Source organism: Arthrobacter caoxuetaonis (assembly GCF_023921125.1).
GTDB classification, from domain to species: Bacteria; Actinomycetota; Actinomycetes; order Actinomycetales; family Micrococcaceae; genus Arthrobacter_B; species Arthrobacter_B caoxuetaonis.
In genome coordinates this window covers 2,748,227-2,765,802 of the sequence record NZ_CP099466.1, presented here as the reverse complement: position 1 = coordinate 2,765,802, position 17,576 = coordinate 2,748,227, and the positions used below count along the sequence as shown (strand labels likewise).

Below are 17,576 nucleotides of genomic sequence, written 5' to 3'. Positions count from 1 at the left end.
ATGGCTGAAGATAACAAAGCTCTGAAGGTCCACCACCTGCGTCCTGCTCCGGGTGCCAAGACGGCTAAGACCCGTGTTGGCCGCGGTGAAGGTTCCAAGGGTAAGACCGCAGGCCGCGGTACCAAGGGAACGGCTGCCCGTTACCAGGTCAAGGCCGGCTTCGCAGGCGGGCAGCTTCCGCTGCACATGCGCCTGCCGAAGCTGCGCGGCTTCAAGAACCCGTTCAAGGTCGAGTTCCAGGTTGTTAACCTGGACAAGATCTCCGAACTGTTCCCCGAAGGCGGCGAGGTCACCGTTGAGGCCCTCGTAGCCAAGGGCGCCGTTCGCAAGAACCAGCCCGTCAAGGTGCTGGGCACCGGCGACATCACCGTCAAGGTTGATGTGAAGGCCAACGCCTTCTCGGCCAGTGCCGCGGACAAGATCGCTGCAGCGGGCGGAACGACCACGGCGCTCTAAGCACCGTGACCAGCGCACAGGTTTCGCTGACGGGGCCCGGTTTTCCGGGCGCCGTCGGCGGGCTGTGCACTCTGCCACTGATCACTAAGCTCCCGGCAGGCCGAAACCGGCCAGCCGGGGGCTTAGTGTTTTAACACCGCAAGAAGCCGTTTGTGCCGGTGACGCAACACACGGCCTGAGCGGATAGACTCAGTTTCTGTTACCTGTCCCGCCGGGACTCATTCCACACTTTCTTCAGGAGGACGCTTGCTTAGCGCTATTGGCCGGGCTTTCCGGACGCCAGACCTGCGACGCAAGCTGTTGTTTACGCTGGGAATCATCACTATCTTCCGCATGGGTGCTTTTATCCCGGCCCCGGGTGTTGACTACGGCAATGTGCAGCAGTGCTTGGCTCTGGGTGCCACCTCTGGTGGCCTTTATGAGTTCGTGAACCTCTTCAGCGGCGGTGCCCTGCTGCAGGTCTCAGTCTTCGCCCTCGGCATCATGCCGTACATCACCGCCAGCATCATTGTGCAGCTGCTGCGCGTAGTGATCCCGCACTTCCAGGCGCTTTATGAGGAAGGCCAGCAGGGCCAGTCGACGCTGACGCAGTACACGCGTTACCTGACGATCGCCCTTGGCCTGCTGAACGCCACCACCGTTGTGTCCCTGGCCCGCTCCGGAGCACTGTTCAACAACATGTGCTCGGTGCCGATCATCCCGGACGACAACATCATCACCATCCTGCTGCTGATCATCACCCTGACGGCCGGCACCGGCCTGATCATGTGGATGGGCGAGCTTGTCACGGAGAAGGGCGTCGGCAACGGCATGTCCCTGCTGATCTTCACCTCCATCGTGGCCAGCTTCCCCAGCGCCCTCGGCGCGATCCTCTCCGCCCAGGGCTGGACGGTCTTCCTCGGCGTCATCGGGATCGGCATCCTGACGGTCGCCCTGGTTATCTTCGTCGAGCAGTCCCAGCGCCGTATTCCCGTGCAGTACGCAAAACGGATGGTCGGCCGCCGCACTGTCGGCGGCACGAATACGTACATCCCGATCAAGGTCAACATGGCCGGCGTGATCCCCGTGATCTTTGCATCGTCGATGCTCTACCTGCCCTCGCTGCTGGCACAGTTCAACACCCCCTCGGACGGATCTGCTCCGCCGGAATGGGTCGTCTGGATCAACAACTACCTGACATCGGGCGACCACCCGCTCTACATGGCCGTGTACTTCCTGATGATCGTCTTCTTCACGTACTTCTACGTGTCGATCACGTTCAACCCCGAGGAAGTCTCGGAGAACATGAAGAAGTACGGCGGCTTCATCCCGGGCATCCGGGCCGGCCGCCCCACCGCCGAATACCTGCAGTACGTGCTCTCCCGCATTACCCTGCCCGGCGCCCTTTACCTGGGCCTTGTTGCCCTTATTCCGCTGATTGCCCTGGTGCTGGTCGGGGCAAACCAGAACTTCCCGTTCGGCGGAACCTCGATCCTCATCATGGTTGGTGTGGGCCTCGAGACGGTCAAACAAATTGACGCGCAGCTCCAGCAGCGTCACTACGAAGGGTTATTGCGATGACACGACTGCTCATTATTGGGCCCCCCGGTGCGGGCAAGGGAACTCAGGCCTCCCGTATCTCCGAGCGCCTCGGTGTCAGCGCGATCTCCACGGGAGACATCTTCCGTTCCAACGTGAAGAACCTGACCCCGCTGGGCATCGAAGCCAAGAAATACATCGACGCCGGTAACTTTGTCCCTGACGAGGTCACCAACAACATGGTGCGTTCACGTCTCCAGGAAGACGATGTCCAGGACGGCTTCCTGCTGGACGGCTACCCCCGCACCGCAGCGCAGGTAGAGGAACTGGATAACATCCTCGCCGCCAGCGGCGACAGCCTGGACGCAGTCCTTCTGCTGACGGCCGACGACGAGGAACTCGTCCAGCGGCTGCTCAAGCGTGCCGAGATCGAAGGCCGCGCCGATGACAATGAAGAAGTCATCCGGCACCGGCTTGAGCTGTACAAGCAGCAGACCGCAGACGTCGTCGACAGCTACGAGAAGCGCGGAATTGTTGCACGCGTGGATGGGCTCGGCGACATCGACGAGGTCACGGAACGCGTAATGCAGGCACTCAAGCAAACCAGCTAGTTAGAAGGCGGGACGTTGGCACAGCCGCGGATCCAGTACAAGACAAATGCGCAGATGCGCACGATGCGCGAGGCAGGCCTGGTGCTTATCAAGGCGCTGGACGAGGCCGTTGCTGCGGCCCGCCCAGGCGTCACCACGGCAGAGATCGACAAGGTCTTTGCCGGGGTGCTCGCCGAGGCGGGCGCGACGTCGAACTTCCTGGGCTACTACGGTTTCCCGGCCACCATCTGTACTTCGGTGAATGAGGAAGTCGTCCACGGCATCCCCGGAAGCCGGGTGCTGAACGACGGCGACATCATCTCGATCGACGGCGGAGCGATAGTTGACGGCTGGCATTCGGATTCTGCCCGGACCGTGATTGTCGGAACGCCTGATCCGGAGGACCAGCGGCTCTCAGACGTCACCGAGAACGCTATGTGGCACGGGATTGCCGCCGCCGCGAAGGGCCGCTTCGTGGGGGACATCGGCGCGGCCATAGACGACTACGTCAGCAGCGTTCCCGGCAAGCCGCTGGGTATCCTCGAAGACTATGTCGGCCACGGCATTGGCTCGGAGATGCACCAGGCGCCGGATGTGCTGAACTACAGGACCAGCCACCGCGGTCCGAAGCTGAAGGCCGGAATGTGCCTGGCCATCGAACCGATGCTGGTCCGCGGCGGAATAGAGACGGCAACGCTCGAGGACGACTGGACCGTTGTGACCACGGACGGAGCGCGCTCCTGCCAGTGGGAACACACCGTGGCGATCCACGAGAAGGGGATCTGGGTGCTGACGGCACCTGACGGCGGAGCCTCCCGGCTCGAGCCGCTGGGGGTCACCCCCGTGCCGGTTCCCTGACGCCCGCTGGTGCTTCAAGGCCCGTCCCGCCTTCGGCGGGGCGGGCCTTGCGCGTACCAGGGCTCCGGTACCACTGGAGGCAGAAAATAAACACCACTAGCAGTTCGACCGCACCGCCGGCGTAGTACATCGCCATCGCGCCGGATTCGGCCTCGCCGGCTGTTATCCCCGGGGGAGGAGAGGCAGCCAGGGACTTGGCGAGGACGTTGTGGGCTGCGATCGTCAGGATCAGGACGCCTGCCCGCAGCGGCAGGGATGCACGGTGCGGATTGGGGTCCCGGCCAATGAGGGCAGCAGTCCACAGGTAGCCTGCTGCGAGCACATGGAACGTGACCAGCCAGTGGACCGGTGCCTGCGTCCGCATGGTGTCGAAGACAGGGGTCCGGAACATGACCAGCATGCCGCCGGCGTTCAGGACGGCAGCGGTGACGGGAAAGGCTAGGAAGCGCGCCGGGCGGCTGCGCAGGAGCCGGACCAGGCGGCGCGACGGGACGGGATCCATGATCCGCAGGGCCAGTGTTGCCGGACGGCCCAGCACCAGCAGGGCGGGGCCCAGCATGCCTGCCAGGACGTGGGAGAAGCTGAGCAGGGTGAAATCCGCATGGGCGCGTTCGGCGAACGGTCCCGCAACCGTTGCCAGGACAGCAGCGATGCCCGCGGTGAAGGACAGTGTCCGGAGCATCGGCCACGTCCCGGAACGCGGGGCCAGGGCAGCGGCCCAATACGCTGCTGCGGCGGCACCGGCCGGGACCAGGAAAAGCAGTTCAACCGGCATGCTGCCCGTCGAATGCGTGTGCAGCATCATCAGGGCCGGGGGAGGGGAACGGCATCCCGGGTGCGGAAGACCAGGAAGGCCCCTGCCGCCAGCATCAGGACGGCGGCAATATTCCAGGTGAGGTCGTAGGGCAGCAGGTCAACCTTGTACCGGATCTGGTGGAGGGTCAGCAGCTTGTGCTGCACGGTTCCGTCGTAAAGCTGGAAGGCGCCGGCGCCCAGCAGTACGGATCCGGCCCACCGGGCGGGTATCAGGGCGCGGTGCCGGCGGAGATCGGCGAAAAGGAACAGGCCGGCGACGACGGCGAACCAGCCGAAGGCGTGGAACAGGCCATCGGAGAACAGGCCTGCCGCCGTTGTGGACCTGTCATAGAAGTGATGCCACTGCAGGAGCTGGTGGAACACGACTTCGTCGACGAACGCCGCGATTCCAATGCCGACGAACACGCCGGAAAGAAGGTTCCTGCGGCGCGGCCTGAACGGGGCAGTCCGTGAGGAATTCATGCCCCGACCATAGCAAACCAGGCCCGCGGCCTTACGGGCCGAAGCCGGGGCCTGCACTATGGAAGCGGTTCAGGCGCGCGGCTAGGGCGGCCCCGGGATTTAACTTATCCGGCCTCGTGCCGTAGAGTTATCTGTTGGTTGTCTCTACATTCGTGCCCAATTCCATCCCTTTGCAGTGGACGGAAGAGGAACGGGGAGGGGCGCCAAACACAAAAACCGCTGCCCGGGCAATCAAGGGCAGCACAGACGTTAGCGGAGGATATGGCCAAGAAAGACGGCGTCATAGAGATTGAGGGCTCGGTCAACGAAGCCCTGCCCAATGCGATGTTCCGCGTTGAGCTGGCCAACGGCCACATTGTGCTCGCACACATCTCGGGAAAGATGCGTCAACACTACATTCGCATCCTCCCCGGAGACCGCGTTGTGGTGGAACTTAGCCCGTACGACCTCACCCGGGGCCGTATCGTCTACCGCTACAAGTAACAACACAGGCTCCGGCACTCCGTACAGGAAGGCTGGAGCTCAACCCTGCAACCACGCAAAGGAAAACCATGAAGGTCCAGCCGAGCGTCAAGCAGATCTGCGATAAGTGCAAGGTGATTCGCCGTAACGGCCGAGTCATGGTGATCTGCGAGAACCCGCGCCACAAGCAGCGCCAGGGCTAAATAAGCGGTTACTGTCCAGGGATCCTAGGGTCCAGGGGCGCGCTAAGCCCACGCGTAGTAATTGAATATGGCAGTACAGCGTCTGATACGCGTGACGCATACCCCCGGTACGGAGGCCGGGGACCTGGTAACAGGGACGTACTGCTTCAGACCTCCGGTAACACCAAAGGAGAACCGCCAATATGGCACGTCTCGCCGGCGTAGACATCCCCCGCGAAAAGCGGGTTGTCATTGCGCTTACTTACATCTACGGCGTGGGCAAGACCCGTGCAGAGCAGACCCTGGCAGAGACCGGCATCAGCCCGGACACTCGCGTCAAGGACCTCAGCGATGCTGAACTCGTTCAGCTGCGTGACTACATCGAGGGCAACTTCAAGGTTGAGGGTGACCTCCGCCGCGAGGTAGCAGCCGACATCCGCCGCAAGGTTGAAATCGGCTCCTACCAGGGCATCCGCCACCGCCGCGGCATGCCTGTCCATGGCCAGCGCACCAAGACCAACGCTCGTACCCGCAAGGGCCCGAAGCGTACCGTTGCCGGTAAGAAGAAGGCCGGCCGCTAAATAACGCGGTCCAGGCCATGACCTGCACAGTCAGGTCACCTAAACCAAACTCTTTGTAGGAGAAGTAATGCCCCCCAAGACTCGTGGAGCGGTACGCAAGCCGCGTCGCAAGGATAAGAAGAATATCGCGCTGGGCCAGGCGCATATCAAGAGCACTTTCAACAACACCATCGTGTCCATCACGGACCCGACCGGTGCTGTTATCTCATGGGCTTCCGCCGGTGAGGTTGGCTTCAAGGGCTCCCGTAAGTCCACCCCGTTCGCTGCGCAGATGGCTGCTGAAGCCGCTGCCAAGCGTGCACAGGAGCACGGCGTCCGCAAGGTCGACGTCTTCGTGAAGGGTCCGGGATCCGGCCGCGAGACCGCGATCCGTTCGCTCCAGGCCACCGGCCTTGAAGTTGGCACCATCCAGGATGTCACCCCGAGCGCTCACAACGGCTGCCGTCCCCCGAAGCGCCGCCGCGTCTAATTCGCATTCGTTGCCGGTGCCGGTGCCGCCGCTGACTGTTTGTTTCGCAGACAGTCCAGCGGCACCGGCCCGGGTGCGAGGCTGCTAGCCGTCCAAGACGCGCGCGGGGGTGTCCCCGTCGTCGTCGTTTCCACCATTTGTGTTGCGTCATATAGCGGACGCTCGCTGAAAGGAAATGCAAGTGCTCATTGCACAGCGCCCCACCCTCACTGAAGAAGTCGTAGCCGATAACCGCTCCCGGTTCATCATCGAACCGCTGGAGCCGGGCTTTGGCTACACCCTCGGCAACTCCCTCCGCCGTACGCTGCTGTCCTCCATCCCCGGTGCTGCCGTAACCAGCATCCGGATCGACGGAGTTCTGCACGAGTTCACCACCGTTCCGGGCGTCAAGGAGGATGTCACTGAGATCATCCTTAACGTCAAGAACCTCTCGGTGTCCTCCGAGCATGACGAGCCCGTCGTGGCCTACCTGCGCAAGCAGGGTCCCGGCGTCGTCACCGCAGCGGACATTGCTCCGCCGGCCGGCGTGGAGTTCCACAACCCGGATCTGCACATCGCCACCCTGAACTCGAAGGGCAAGTTCGAACTCGAACTGACCATCGAGCGTGGACGTGGCTACGTTTCCGCAAGCCAGAACAAGTCCGGTGACCAGGAGATCGGCCGTATCCCGGTTGACTCCATCTACTCGCCGGTCCTGAAGGTAACCTTCCGCGTGGAGGCCACCCGTGTCGAGCAGCGCACCGACTTCGACCGCCTGATCGTCGACGTCGAAACCAAGGATGCCATTGCACCCCGCGACGCTGTCGCGTCCGCAGGCACCACCCTGGTTGAGCTTTTCGGCCTGGCCCGTGAACTGAACACCGCAGCAGAAGGCATTGAAATTGGCCCGAGCCCGACGGATGCCGCTTTGGCTGCCGACATGGCCCTGCCGATCGAAGACCTTGAGCTGACTGTGCGTTCCTACAACTGCCTCAAGCGCGAAGGCATCCACACCGTGGGTGAACTCGTAGCCCGCTCCGAGGCTGATCTGATGGACATCCGCAACTTCGGTGCGAAGTCCATCGACGAGGTGAAGGCGAAGCTCGTTGAACTGGGTCTGTCCCTGAAGGATTCCCCTCCCGGGTTTGACCTGGCCGCCCGCGCCGCAGCCATCGAAGAGGACGAGTCCGAATTCTCGGACGACGAGCTCTAAACACGCAAAATCTTGCCGCCGTGCCCCTGGCACTGCGCGGCACCGTTTGAGGAGAAAATGTAATGCCTACACCCACCAAGGGTAAGCGCCTCGGAGGCAGCCCGGCTCACCAGCGCCTCATGCTGGCGAACCTTGCCGCACAGCTGTTCGAGCACAAGCAGATCACCACCACGGTGACCAAGGCCAAGCGCCTGCGTCCCTACGCAGAACGCCTGATCACGTTCGCCAAGCGCGGAGACCTGTCTTCCCGCCGCCGCGTTCTGGCCCTGATCTCTGACAAGGGCCTCGTTCACGAGCTCTTCACCGAGATTGCACCGGCTGTCGCCCAGCGCGACGGCGGCTACACCCGCATCACCAAGATCGGCAACCGCAAGGGCGACAACGCTCCCATGGCTGTCATCGAACTGGTGCTCGAGCCGCTTTCCGCTAAGCAGTCCGTCGTTGCAGAGGCCTCCACGGCCGCTGCCGCCGCTGCTCCGGCCCCGGTTGCTGAGTCCGCTGACTCCGCTGACTCCGCAGAGTCCGGCGAATCAGCTGACTCGGCCGAATCTGCTGATTCCGCTGAGTCGGCCGAATCCGCTGAGTCTGCCGACGAAGCTGCTGAGGAAACCGAAGAGAAGAAGTAATTCTCTGAAATACCCGTTGTGCCCTTAATATTGGGGTTATGACTAGTGAGAGGCCCGCCGTTCCGTATCCGGACGGCGGGCTTCTTCGTATCCGCCTGGACCTGTCCTACGATGGAGCCCCTTTTGCAGGCTGGGCCGTGCAGCCCGGGCTGCCCACCGTGCAGGGCACCTTGGAAGCTGCCCTTGCGGTGCTGTTCCGCCGTCCGGTCCGGGTTACCGTAGCCGGCCGCACCGATGCAGGTGTCCATGCCAGGGGACAGGTCGTCCATTTCGATGCCACGGAACGCGAGTGGCTTGCCATCGCCCGGGACAAGGAGCCGGCGGTCGCGCTGCAGCGGCGGCTGCGCGGAGTGCTGAACCGGGAGCTGACGGTCCCGCTGAAGGAGCAGCACGTGGCCCGGCGTGCCGTGGAGGCCCGTGCCGGTGCCATTGAGGTCAGCGGCGTTTCCCTCGCCCCGGAAGGGTTTGATGCGCGTTTTAGCGCCCTCTGGCGGAGGTACAGCTACAGGATCGCCGACCGTGAAGAAAACTGGGACCCGCTCCTGCGCAGCGTGACCCTCTGGAACAAAGTCCCCGTCAGTGACGATGCCATGAATGAAGCAGCAGCCGGCGTCCTGGGGGTCCAGGACTTCCTTTCCTTCTGCAAGCCGCGGCAGGGTGCCACCACCATCCGCGAGCTTCAGGAGTTTTCCTTCACCCGCGGACCGGACGGCATCCTGCTGGCCCACCTGCAGGCAGATGCGTTCTGCCACAACATGGTCCGTTCACTGATCGGCGGGGCGCTGCTCGTCGGGGCGGGGGAGCGCAGGCCGCAGTGGCTGGCAGAGCGCATGTTCGCGCGTGTCCGGGATTCGAAATCCAAGCTGGCACCGCCGCACCCGCTGGTCCTGGAAGAAGTCAGGTACCCCGAGCCGGGCCAGCTGCTGGCCCGGGCGGAAGCGACCAGGGCGCGGAGGGAATAGAATTCAGGGTGTGAACAACTGCATGCATGAGGGCTTTTGACCTGACCCCGCAAGCAGGCTATTGTTTATAGTCGTTGTGCGTGTCCTACCTCGATAGGTCTATGCCCACGGGAGCGGCTCAGTTGCAGAGCCACCTGGCCCCGGGGAGATAGCCGAGATCTCAGGACCACTGGTTACATCAGTCCTCACCTGACCATCCGGTAACGCATAGAGAAGCTGCGCGGCGTATGGCATCCATACGCGGCGCGCCACCTAAGAAGAAGAAACGAAGGCAAACACCGTGCGTACGTACACCCCGAAGCCCGGCGACATCAACCGCCAGTGGCACGTCATTGACGCCACCGACGTTGTCCTAGGCCGTCTTGCCAGCCAGACCGCAACACTGCTGCGCGGAAAGCACAAGCCGACCTTTGCTCCCCATATGGACATGGGCGATTTCGTCATCATCATCAACGCTGAGAAGGTTGCCCTGACCGGCGCCAAGCTCGAACAGAAGCGTGCCTACCGCCACTCCGGTTTCCCGGGCGGCCTGTCCTCCGTCAACTATGCCGAACTGCTGGAAAAGAACCCGGTGCGTGCAGTTGAGAAGGCCATCCGCGGCATGCTGCCCAAGAACTCCCTCGCTGCACAGCAGATGGGCAAGCTCAAGGTATACAAGGGTGCCGAGCACCCCCACGCCGCCCAGCAGCCCAAGACCTTCGAAATCACCCAGGTCGCCCAGTAGTTCTGGCCCGCCAACTAAGAAATTAATTCAAGGAGAATCGTGGCTCAGAACACTGAAGAGCTGAATGAAAACACCGAGGAGCTCACCAGCTACACCTCGGAATCCCCTGACGCTGCCGAGGCAGCCGTCAAGGAACGCCCGGCGCTGACCGTCGCCGGTTCCGCTGTTGGCCGCCGCAAGGAAGCAATCGCCCGCGTGCGCGTTGTTCCCGGTACCGGCAAGTGGATCGTCAACGGCCGCGAGCTGGCTGACTACTTCCCGAACAAGCTGCACCAGCAGGAAGTCAACGAGCCGTTCAAGCTCCTCGACCTCGACGGCGCCTACGACGTCATCGCCCGCATCCACGGCGGCGGCGCCTCCGGCCAGGCCGGCGCACTGCGTCTCGGCGTGGCTCGCTCGCTGAACGAGATCGACCGCGAGAACAACCGCCCGGCCCTGAAGAAGGCTGGCTTCCTGACTCGTGACGCCCGCGTCATCGAGCGCAAGAAGGCCGGTCTCAAGAAGGCCCGCAAGGCACCTCAGTACTCCAAGCGCTAAAAAGGCGCCTTCCCCTCTTGCTGCCGCTGGAGCGTCAGCAAGAGGGGGCCCTCGGCGCTTTTTAGCGCTTGGCTCCACAAGCGCTCATCCAGTGCTTGGAACCAGGCGCTGGAGCGCCTGCCCCCACGGGGCACTACAGAGAACCCCTGGCCACGGCCGGGGGTTCTCTGTTTTTGGCCCTTGAAAGGGACGCAAAACACACTCTTTTGGGCTCGGAAAACCTCCTAAAGCCACCTTTTTCTCTCCTAAGGCCTGCGGGTATTTCGCCCGCTGACTTCGCTAAGTGGCAGAATAGGCCCCGGGGTCGCAGCACGGCGCCCTTTTCCGGGCAGCCGCACGGGTGGCTATTACATGCTTTAAGGATTCTGGAACATGACACGACTGTTTGGCACTGACGGGGTACGCGGGCTGGCCAACGGCCTGATTACGGCCGAAGTGGCGCTGGGGCTCGCGCAGGCGGCAGCAGTGGTTCTGGGGCACCGCCAGGTTCCTGCAGGCAAGCGGCCAGTAGCTGTGGTGGCGCGGGATCCCCGCATCAGCGGCGACTTCATTTCGGCCGCCATTGAAGCAGGCCTCGCCAGCTCAGGTATTGACGTCTTCGATGCCGGAGTCCTGCCCACCCCCGCGGCCGCGTACCTCGTTGCCGACCTCGAAGCCGACTTCGGCGTCATGATTTCCGCCTCCCACAACGCTGCCCCCGACAACGGCATCAAATTCCTGGCCCGCGGCGGGCAGAAACTCGACGACGCGCTGGAAGATGCGATCGAAGCCGAGATGGATGTGCCCAGTCCCCGGCCCACCGGTGCCGCCGTGGGCCGCATCAAACGCTTTGCGGACGCTGAAGACCGCTACATCGTGCACCTGCTGCAGACGCTGCCGCACCGGCTGGACGGGCTAAAGGTAGTCCTTGACTGTGCCCACGGAGCGGCCAGCGGCTGCTCACCGCAGGTCTTTGCCGACGCCGGTGCAGAAGTGATCGTCATCGGAGCCGAGCCGGACGGCATCAACATCAATGACGGCTACGGTTCCACCCACCTGCAGCCGCTTCAGGCTGCCGTGCTGGAGCATGCGGCCGACCTCGGTATCGCCCATGACGGCGACGCGGATCGATGCCTCGCAGTGGACGCGGAAGGCAACGTCGTCGACGGCGATCAGATCATGGCGATCATGGCCGTTGCCATGAAGGCGTCGGGAGAACTCAAGGATGACGCCCTCGTAGCCACGGTCATGAGCAACCTTGGCCTCAAGCTGGCACTGCGCGAAGCAGGCATCAGCATCCGGGAGACCGGAGTGGGGGACAGGTACGTGCTCGAAGCCATGCGTCAAGGCGGCTACAGCCTCGGCGGCGAGCAGTCCGGGCATGTGATCTTCTCGCAGTACGCCACGACGGGCGACGGCGTCCTGACCGGCCTGCAGCTCGCTGCCCAGGTCGCCAAGACCGGACGCAGCCTGAAGCAGCTGGCCAGCATCATGACGAAAATGCCCCAGGTCCTCATCAACGTCAAAGATGTGGACAAATCAGCCGCGTCCACGCACGAGACGGTTCGCCAGGCCGTAATCGACGCCCAGGAAAAGCTGGGCGAAACCGGGCGCGTCCTGCTGCGTCCGTCCGGCACCGAGCCGCTGGTGCGTGTGATGGTCGAAGCGGAAGATATGGAAACTGCCCAGGCAGTGGCTGAGAAACTGGCCGCCACGGTGGAAGCGAACCTCTCCCTCACGCCGTCCGAGGGCGCCAGCGTCTAGGCGGAGGGGCGCTGGGAAGCCAGCGCGTCCCGGATTTCGGTAAGCAGCGCAATCTGCGGATCCACCGACTGTGCCGGTGTAATTCCCATGCGCCGGTTGCGGCGTTCAATCATCTTGTTCATGGGCAGTACGATCACGAAGTACACCGTGGCAGCTACCAACAGGAAATTGACCACTGCGGTCAGCAGCACCCCGAACTGGATAGCGTTTCCGTTCAGGTTCACCACAGCGAAACTGTCGAAATTCGGTGAACCGACCAGACCGGAAATGAACGGCATCAGCACTGCTGAAACCATGGCGTTGACTACTGCGGTGAACGCCGTGCCGATGATGACGGCAACGGCAAGGTCGAGCACGTTGCCCTTCATGATGAAGTCTTTGAAACCCTTAAGCATCGGCCAAGACTATCGGCTGCCCGGTGTCCGGCGCCGGAGATGACGTGCTGCTGCTCAGGTCTTGCGCAGGAGCATCCGCCGGACCGAATGGTCGGCGTCCTTGGTGAGCACCAGCTGCGCGCGCCCGCGGGTCGGCAGGACGTTGGTCACGAGGTTGGGCTCGTTGATCCGCTTCCAGATGTCCAGTGCAGTTTCACGCGCCTCGGCGTCAGTGAGGTCCGCATAGCGGTGGAAGTACGACGCCGGATTGGCGAAGGCACCGCTGCGGAGCGACTGGAAGCGCTGGACATACCACTCTTCGATATAGGAAGTCCGGGCGTCCACATAGATCGAGAAGTCGAAGAAATCGCTCAGCGCCAGTCCGGAGCGGCCGTCCGGCCTGGTCCGGGCGGGGGCCAGGACGTTCAGTCCCTCGACGATCAGCACATCGGGACGCCGAACCACGATTTCCGAGCCGGGAACAATGTCGTAGGTCAGGTGCGAATAGCGCGGAGCGCGCACTTCTTCGGCGCCGCTTTTCACTGCGCTGACGAAGCGCAGCAGCCGGCGCCGGTCATAGCTCTCCGGAAAGCCCTTGCGCTGCATCAGGCCGCGCCGCTTGAGTTCGGCGTTGGGATAGAGGAAACCGTCCGTGGTTATGAGTTCCACATTGGGGGTGTCCGGCCAGCGCCGCAGCATTTCGCGCAGCACGCGGGCGGTGGTGGATTTTCCGACGGCAACCGACCCGGCGACCCCGATCACGAATGGTGTCCGCGTGGTCTTCTCTCCGAGGAAGGTCGTGGTGGCGCTGTGCAGCTTGCCGGCAGCCGCGACGTAGAGGTTCAGCAGGCGGGAGAGCGGCAGATAGACCTCGCGGACCTCATCGAGGTTCAGCTGGTCACCCAGGCCGCGCAGGCGGGTGATGTCGTCCTGGTTGAGCGGGGACTCGATTTCGTGGGACAGGCGTGACCAGGTCTGCCGGTCCAGCTCAACGAATGGGGTGAAGTTGGTCTCTTGGCCGTTACCGGACGAGGCCCGCGGAGTTGGTTCGGTCACCCTAGGAATTGTGCACTGCCTCGCCGGTCAATCCAAACGTGCAGAGGCCGCTTGCGCCGGGCGTTTCGTCGCCTGCCTTATCCTGCCGGTACTCTTAGCACTATGTGTGGAATCGTTGGATACGCTGGCCGGCCCGAAGCTGCCGCTGCAATTGGGCACAGCGCCCTGGACGTCGTCATGGAAGGCCTTCGCCGCCTTGAGTACCGCGGGTACGACTCCGCCGGTGTGGCTGTGCTGACCGGGAACGGCGTTGAGTCACGGAAGAAGTCGGGCAAGCTCGCCAACCTCGTGGCAGAGCTCGAGGCAGCTCCGCTGCCGGTGGCGACCACAGGCATTGGCCACACCCGCTGGGCCACCCACGGCGGTCCGACGGACGGCAACGCCCATCCGCACCTGGCGGACAATGACCGCCTCGCCGTGATCCACAACGGCATCATCGAGAACTTCGCTGAGCTTAAGGCAGAACTGCTCGCCGGCGGAGCCGTTTTCCGCTCGGAGACTGACACCGAAGTTGCTGCTGCCCTGCTGGGCCGCATTTACGCGTCGGAAGGCGGCCAGGACCTGGCCCGCAGCATGCAGCTCGCCTGCCAGCGGCTCGAAGGTGCCTTCACGCTGCTGGCCGTCCACGCGGATTCCCCGGACACCGTTGTCGCGGCCCGCCGGAACTCCCCGCTGGTTGTGGGGCTGGGCGACGGCGAGAACTTCCTCGGTTCCGACGTTTCCGGGTTCATCGACTTCACCCGCCGCGCCGTGGAACTGGGCCAGGACCAGATTGTCACCATCACCCCGGAGGCCGTCACCATCACCGATTTCCACGGCCAGCCCGCTGAGGGCACCGAGTTCGAGGTCAACTGGGACGCTGCTGCAGCCGAAAAGGGCGGGTACGACTCCTTCATGGAAAAGGAGATCAACGACCAGCCCCAGGCTGTGGCTGATACCCTGCTGGGCCGCTCCGATGCTGACGGCCGCCTGACGCTTGATGAACTTCGTGTCAGCCCGGAGGAACTCAAGAACGTCAACAAGATCATGGTCCTCGCCTGCGGTACCTCGGCGTACGCGGGCCAGGTTGCCAAGTACGCGATTGAGCACTGGTGCCGCATCCCCGTAGAGGTCGAACTCAGCCATGAGTTCCGCTACCGGGATCCGATCGTTGATTCGAACACTCTGATCGTTGCCATCTCGCAGTCCGGCGAAACCATGGACACCCTCATGGCTGTCCGGTATGCCAAGGAGCAGGGCGCGAAGGTCCTGGCGATCTGCAATACCAACGGTTCCACGATCCCGCGGGAAGCGGACGCGGTGCTGTACACGCACGCCGGCCCGGAAATCGCCGTCGCCTCGACGAAGGCCTTCCTGGCACAGATCACCGCGACCTACCTGCTGGGCCTCTACCTGGCGCAGATCCGGGGAAACAAGTTCCAGGGCGAGATCAAGGACATCCTGGCAGACCTGGCCAAGGTCCCCGCCAAGATCCAGCAGGTCCTGGACAGCTCGGATTCCATCAAGGAACTCGGCAACCTGATGGCCGGAACGTCTTCCGTGCTCTTCCTCGGACGGCACGTCGGATTCCCCGTGGCCATGGAAGGTGCCCTGAAGCTCAAAGAGCTGGCCTATATCCATGCCGAGGGCTTCGCCGCCGGTGAACTGAAGCACGGCCCGATCGCGCTCATCGAGGAAGGCCAGCCGGTCTTCGTCGTCGTCCCCTCACCGCGGGGCAGGGATTCGCTGCATGCCAAGGTAGTCTCCAACATCCAGGAGATCCGCGCCCGCGGAGCGAAGACCATTGTCATCGCCGAAGAGGGCGACGACGCCGTCAAGGCCTACGCCGAGCACGTCTTCTACGTGCCGGAGACGCCGACCCTGCTGGCACCGCTGCTGACCACTGTCCCGCTCCAGATCTTCGCCTGCGCCCTGGCCACAGCCAAGGGATACGACGTCGACCAGCCGCGGAACCTCGCAAAGTCCGTCACCGTCGAATAACAGTCCCGGCAACGGGCAGCCAAGGGGGAACGCATGATCGTGGGGATTGGCGTGGACGTGGTGGACGTCCCGCGCTTTGGACGCCAGCTTGAACGCACGCCCGGCCTCCGCGCGAGGCTCTTCGTTCCGGCCGAACGGGAGCTGAGCCTGCGTTCCCTGGCAGCACGGTTCGCAGCCAAGGAAGCCGTAGCCAAAGCCCTGGGGGCGCCCGCGGGAATGAACTGGCAGCACTGCCAGGTGGAACTGGACCCGGCCGGTGCACCGAGGATCCGCGTCGATGGAACGGTGGCTGCGGCCGCCGAAGCCAAGGGTGTGCGGACCTGGCACCTCTCCCTGAGCCACGACGGCGATGTAGCCACTGCCATGGTGGTCGCAGAGGGCTAGTCTGGTACGCATGATCAGTGCGTATCCGGGGTCAGCGGTCCGTGCAGCGGAGCGCCCGCTCCTTGAAGCCGGTGCCGGTCCGGAGCTGATGCAGAAGGCCGCCTACGGACTGTACCGCAGTGCTGCTGCGCTCCTCGCCCAACGCCGCGGCCGGATCTACGGAGCCGCCGTCGTCGTCTTGGCGGGAGCAGGCAACAACGGCGGAGATGCCCTCTATGCTGCCTCCCGGCTGCTGGCCCGCGGTGCCGGCGCCACAGCGGTACTGACCTCGGAGCAGGCCCATCCGGAGGCACTCGCTGCGTTCCGCAGCAACGGCGGCAGGGTTCTTCAGCTGCGCGATGAGACCGTTTCCGCCGCACTGGCACTGTGCCGGGAGTCTGACGTCGTCCTTGACGGCGTTCTCGGCACCGGCGGCAAGGGGGGACTCCGGTCCCAGGCCGCGCAGCTGGCAGTGCTTGCACCGGCACGCCTGCGGCGGGGAGAGTCACCGGCGGTCATCGCCTGCGATCTCCCCAGCGGAATAGATGCCGATACCGGGCAAGCAGCGGGACCCCATCTTCGTGCGGACCTCACGGTGACTTTCGGTGCCGTCAAGACCGGGCTGATGGCCGGCCCCGGTGCAGAGGCTGCGGGCGAGATCGAACTCGTGGACATCGGAATCGCAGGGTATCTCGACGCCCCGGCCGTGCAGCGCCTGGAGAACCGGGACATAGCAGCCCTGTTGACGGAACCGGTTCCGGGAGACCACAAGTACAGCAGGGGAGTCCTCGGCATCGCGGCTGGGTCGGAAACATATCCGGGCGCGGCCGTCCTGGCGACGGGTGCGGCACTCGCCACGGGAACGGGGATGGTGCGCTACCTCGGGCCGGAGCCGGTCTCCGGGCTGATCCACGCGGCGCACCCGGAAGCTGTCTGCGCGGACAGCACGGTGCCCCTGACCCATGTGCAGGCCTGGGTTGCCGGTCCGGGCGCCGGAGTCGATGAAGACCAGCGGCGCAGGGCGGTGGAGGCCATGGCTTCCGGGCTCCCCGCCGTGATTGACGCCGATGCGATCCAGGCCGTGGAACCAGGCCTGGGGCCGCAGGTCATTCTTACTCCGCACGCCGGGGAGATGACCGGGTTGCTGAACTCCCTGGGGGAGCGTATCGACCGGCCCGGTGTTGAAGCTGACCCGCTGACCTGGGTGCGCAGAGCCGCGGACCTCACCGGGGCAACCGTCCTGCTGAAGGGCTGGGCAACCCTGGTCGCGGCTCCCGGCGGGCCCGTATACAGCCAGGCGGAGGCAACGCCCTGGCTGGCAGCCGCCGGCAGCGGCGATACCCTTTCCGGCATCCTCGGAGCACTGCTGTCCACCGATCGGACCGGGACCCGCGGTCCGGGACACTATGCCCGCCTGGCGGCAGCCGCCGCCAGCATCCACGGACAGGCCGGGAGGCTCGCCGCTGAAAGCGGTCCGGTGGAAGTTTCCAAACTGCCGGAGGGCGTCCGATCGGTCATGGCAGACCTGCTGCACGGCTGACTCGCAGATGCTCAGCGTGCTGACATACTGTAAAAGTAAGTAGGCGTAGTAATGCCTGCACCAGCTACAGCAGTCAGGAGCTTGT

At 63.9% G+C, this 17,576-nt stretch carries 21 protein-coding genes; 17 read left to right on the top strand and 4 right to left on the bottom strand.

The features are described 5' to 3' along the window. From rplO to map, 4 genes are all read left to right on the top strand, one after another. On the top strand, positions 1–456 hold the full coding sequence (gene rplO / locus NF551_RS12680; RefSeq protein ID WP_227894292.1) for a 50S ribosomal protein L15: 456 nt from the start codon (positions 1–3) through the stop codon (positions 454–456). Positions 457–702: 246 nt separating this feature from the next. Next, on the top strand, positions 703–2,016 hold the full coding sequence (secY, locus tag NF551_RS12675) for a preprotein translocase subunit SecY (protein WP_227894295.1): 1,314 nt from the start codon (positions 703–705) through the stop codon (positions 2,014–2,016). Further along, the gene (locus NF551_RS12670; RefSeq protein WP_227894297.1) at positions 2,013–2,585 is read left to right on the top strand and encodes an adenylate kinase; all 573 of its coding nucleotides are present in this window, start codon (positions 2,013–2,015) and stop codon (positions 2,583–2,585) included. Before secY ends, NF551_RS12670 begins: the two co-directional genes overlap by 4 nt. A gap of 15 nt (positions 2,586–2,600) precedes the next feature. Then, complete coding sequence (map, locus tag NF551_RS12665) at positions 2,601–3,422, top strand: type I methionyl aminopeptidase (protein ID WP_227894299.1); 822 nt, start codon at positions 2,601–2,603, stop codon at positions 3,420–3,422. Here map and NF551_RS12660 read toward each other — a convergent pair. Both NF551_RS12660 and NF551_RS12655 read right to left on the bottom strand, forming a co-directional pair. Continuing rightward, positions 3,400–4,197, bottom strand: coding sequence for a cytochrome c oxidase assembly protein (locus NF551_RS12660; RefSeq protein WP_227894301.1), 798 nt, complete (start codon positions 4,195–4,197; stop codon positions 3,400–3,402). The genes map and NF551_RS12660 overlap by 23 nt on opposite strands. Positions 4,198–4,226: 29 nt before the next feature. Next, entirely contained in the window at positions 4,227–4,700 is a 474-nt protein-coding gene (locus NF551_RS12655; RefSeq protein ID WP_227894303.1) for a DUF2243 domain-containing protein, read from the bottom strand. 261 nt (positions 4,701–4,961) lie between these two features. Here NF551_RS12655 and infA point away from each other — a divergent pair, with 261 nt between their 5' ends. The 10 genes from infA to glmM all read left to right on the top strand — a co-directional run bounded on the left by infA (position 4,962) and on the right by glmM (position 12,178). Further along, on the top strand, positions 4,962–5,183 hold the full coding sequence (gene infA, locus NF551_RS12650; RefSeq protein WP_055239372.1) for a translation initiation factor IF-1: 222 nt from the start codon (positions 4,962–4,964) through the stop codon (positions 5,181–5,183). Between the two features lie 68 nt (positions 5,184–5,251). Then, positions 5,252–5,365 carry a 50S ribosomal protein L36 gene (rpmJ, locus tag NF551_RS12645; protein WP_012397712.1) on the top strand — a complete coding sequence of 38 codons (114 nt, stop codon included), beginning with the start codon at positions 5,252–5,254 and terminating at the stop codon, positions 5,363–5,365. Positions 5,366–5,547: 182 nt separating this feature from the next. Then, a complete protein-coding gene (rpsM, locus tag NF551_RS12640; protein WP_227894305.1) occupies positions 5,548–5,925 on the top strand; it encodes a 30S ribosomal protein S13 in 378 nt (125 codons plus the stop codon). A 67-nt stretch (positions 5,926–5,992) separates the two neighbouring features. Then, complete coding sequence (rpsK, locus tag NF551_RS12635) at positions 5,993–6,394, top strand: 30S ribosomal protein S11 (RefSeq protein ID WP_055239374.1); 402 nt, start codon at positions 5,993–5,995, stop codon at positions 6,392–6,394. A 181-nt stretch (positions 6,395–6,575) separates the two neighbouring features. Beyond that, positions 6,576–7,586: a DNA-directed RNA polymerase subunit alpha gene (locus NF551_RS12630; RefSeq protein WP_055239375.1), complete on the top strand. Its 1,011-nt coding sequence runs from the start codon at positions 6,576–6,578 to the stop codon at positions 7,584–7,586. Between the two features lie 62 nt (positions 7,587–7,648). Continuing rightward, complete coding sequence (rplQ, locus tag NF551_RS12625) at positions 7,649–8,212, top strand: 50S ribosomal protein L17 (protein WP_227894307.1); 564 nt, start codon at positions 7,649–7,651, stop codon at positions 8,210–8,212. Positions 8,213–8,250: 38 nt separating this feature from the next. Then, positions 8,251–9,174 carry a tRNA pseudouridine synthase A gene (locus tag NF551_RS12620; RefSeq protein ID WP_227894309.1) on the top strand — a complete coding sequence of 308 codons (924 nt, stop codon included), beginning with the start codon at positions 8,251–8,253 and terminating at the stop codon, positions 9,172–9,174. A gap of 280 nt (positions 9,175–9,454) precedes the next feature. After that, entirely contained in the window at positions 9,455–9,898 is a 444-nt protein-coding gene (gene rplM, locus NF551_RS12615; protein WP_055239378.1) for a 50S ribosomal protein L13, read from the top strand. A 39-nt stretch (positions 9,899–9,937) separates the two neighbouring features. Next, the gene (rpsI, locus tag NF551_RS12610; protein WP_227894312.1) at positions 9,938–10,435 is read left to right on the top strand and encodes a 30S ribosomal protein S9; all 498 of its coding nucleotides are present in this window, start codon (positions 9,938–9,940) and stop codon (positions 10,433–10,435) included. Positions 10,436–10,807: 372 nt separating this feature from the next. Beyond that, positions 10,808–12,178, top strand: a complete 1,371-nt coding sequence (glmM, locus tag NF551_RS12605; RefSeq protein WP_227894313.1) for a phosphoglucosamine mutase — start codon at positions 10,808–10,810, stop codon at positions 12,176–12,178. Here the strand turns inward: glmM and mscL are convergent. Together mscL and coaA are read right to left on the bottom strand one after the other, a co-directional pair. Further along, a complete protein-coding gene (mscL, locus tag NF551_RS12600) occupies positions 12,175–12,573 on the bottom strand; it encodes a large conductance mechanosensitive channel protein MscL (protein WP_227894316.1) in 399 nt (132 codons plus the stop codon). The two genes, glmM and mscL, sit on opposite strands and share 4 nt — an antisense overlap. A gap of 54 nt (positions 12,574–12,627) precedes the next feature. Then, positions 12,628–13,608 carry a type I pantothenate kinase gene (gene coaA / locus NF551_RS12595; RefSeq protein WP_227894318.1) on the bottom strand — a complete coding sequence of 327 codons (981 nt, stop codon included), beginning with the start codon at positions 13,606–13,608 and terminating at the stop codon, positions 12,628–12,630. Between the two features lie 102 nt (positions 13,609–13,710). On the opposite strand from coaA, the gene glmS reads away from it, so the two are divergent. From glmS to NF551_RS12580, 3 genes are read left to right on the top strand one after another with little or no spacing between them, the layout of a single operon-like run. Then, positions 13,711–15,588 (top strand): glutamine--fructose-6-phosphate transaminase (isomerizing), encoded by a 1,878-nt coding sequence (glmS, locus tag NF551_RS12590; RefSeq protein ID WP_227894319.1) that lies wholly within the window; start codon positions 13,711–13,713, stop codon positions 15,586–15,588. A 33-nt stretch (positions 15,589–15,621) separates the two neighbouring features. Then, positions 15,622–15,972, top strand: coding sequence for a holo-ACP synthase (locus NF551_RS12585; RefSeq protein ID WP_227894321.1), 351 nt, complete (start codon positions 15,622–15,624; stop codon positions 15,970–15,972). A 10-nt stretch (positions 15,973–15,982) separates the two neighbouring features. Continuing rightward, entirely contained in the window at positions 15,983–17,491 is a 1,509-nt protein-coding gene (locus NF551_RS12580; RefSeq protein WP_227894323.1) for an NAD(P)H-hydrate epimerase, read from the top strand. Positions 17,492–17,576 lie beyond the last annotated feature (85 nt).

Coding starts and splice junctions, on each gene's coding strand:
- rplO (WP_227894292.1), top strand. CDS start 1: ATGGCTGAAGATAACAAAGCTCTGAAGGTCCACCACCTGCGTCCTGCT.
- NF551_RS12670 (WP_227894297.1), top strand. CDS start 2,013: ATGACACGACTGCTCATTATTGGGCCCCCCGGTGCGGGCAAGGGAACT.
- NF551_RS12660 (WP_227894301.1), bottom strand. CDS start 4,197: ATGCCGGTTGAACTGCTTTTCCTGGTCCCGGCCGGTGCCGCCGCAGCA.
- NF551_RS12655 (WP_227894303.1), bottom strand. CDS start 4,700: ATGAATTCCTCACGGACTGCCCCGTTCAGGCCGCGCCGCAGGAACCTT.
- infA (WP_055239372.1), top strand. CDS start 4,962: ATGGCCAAGAAAGACGGCGTCATAGAGATTGAGGGCTCGGTCAACGAA.
- rpmJ (WP_012397712.1), top strand. CDS start 5,252: ATGAAGGTCCAGCCGAGCGTCAAGCAGATCTGCGATAAGTGCAAGGTG.
- rpsM (WP_227894305.1), top strand. CDS start 5,548: ATGGCACGTCTCGCCGGCGTAGACATCCCCCGCGAAAAGCGGGTTGTC.
- rpsK (WP_055239374.1), top strand. CDS start 5,993: ATGCCCCCCAAGACTCGTGGAGCGGTACGCAAGCCGCGTCGCAAGGAT.
- rplQ (WP_227894307.1), top strand. CDS start 7,649: ATGCCTACACCCACCAAGGGTAAGCGCCTCGGAGGCAGCCCGGCTCAC.
- NF551_RS12620 (WP_227894309.1), top strand. CDS start 8,251: ATGACTAGTGAGAGGCCCGCCGTTCCGTATCCGGACGGCGGGCTTCTT.
- glmM (WP_227894313.1), top strand. CDS start 10,808: ATGACACGACTGTTTGGCACTGACGGGGTACGCGGGCTGGCCAACGGC.
- mscL (WP_227894316.1), bottom strand. CDS start 12,573: ATGCTTAAGGGTTTCAAAGACTTCATCATGAAGGGCAACGTGCTCGAC.
- glmS (WP_227894319.1), top strand. CDS start 13,711: ATGTGTGGAATCGTTGGATACGCTGGCCGGCCCGAAGCTGCCGCTGCA.
- NF551_RS12585 (WP_227894321.1), top strand. CDS start 15,622: ATGATCGTGGGGATTGGCGTGGACGTGGTGGACGTCCCGCGCTTTGGA.
- NF551_RS12580 (WP_227894323.1), top strand. CDS start 15,983: ATGATCAGTGCGTATCCGGGGTCAGCGGTCCGTGCAGCGGAGCGCCCG.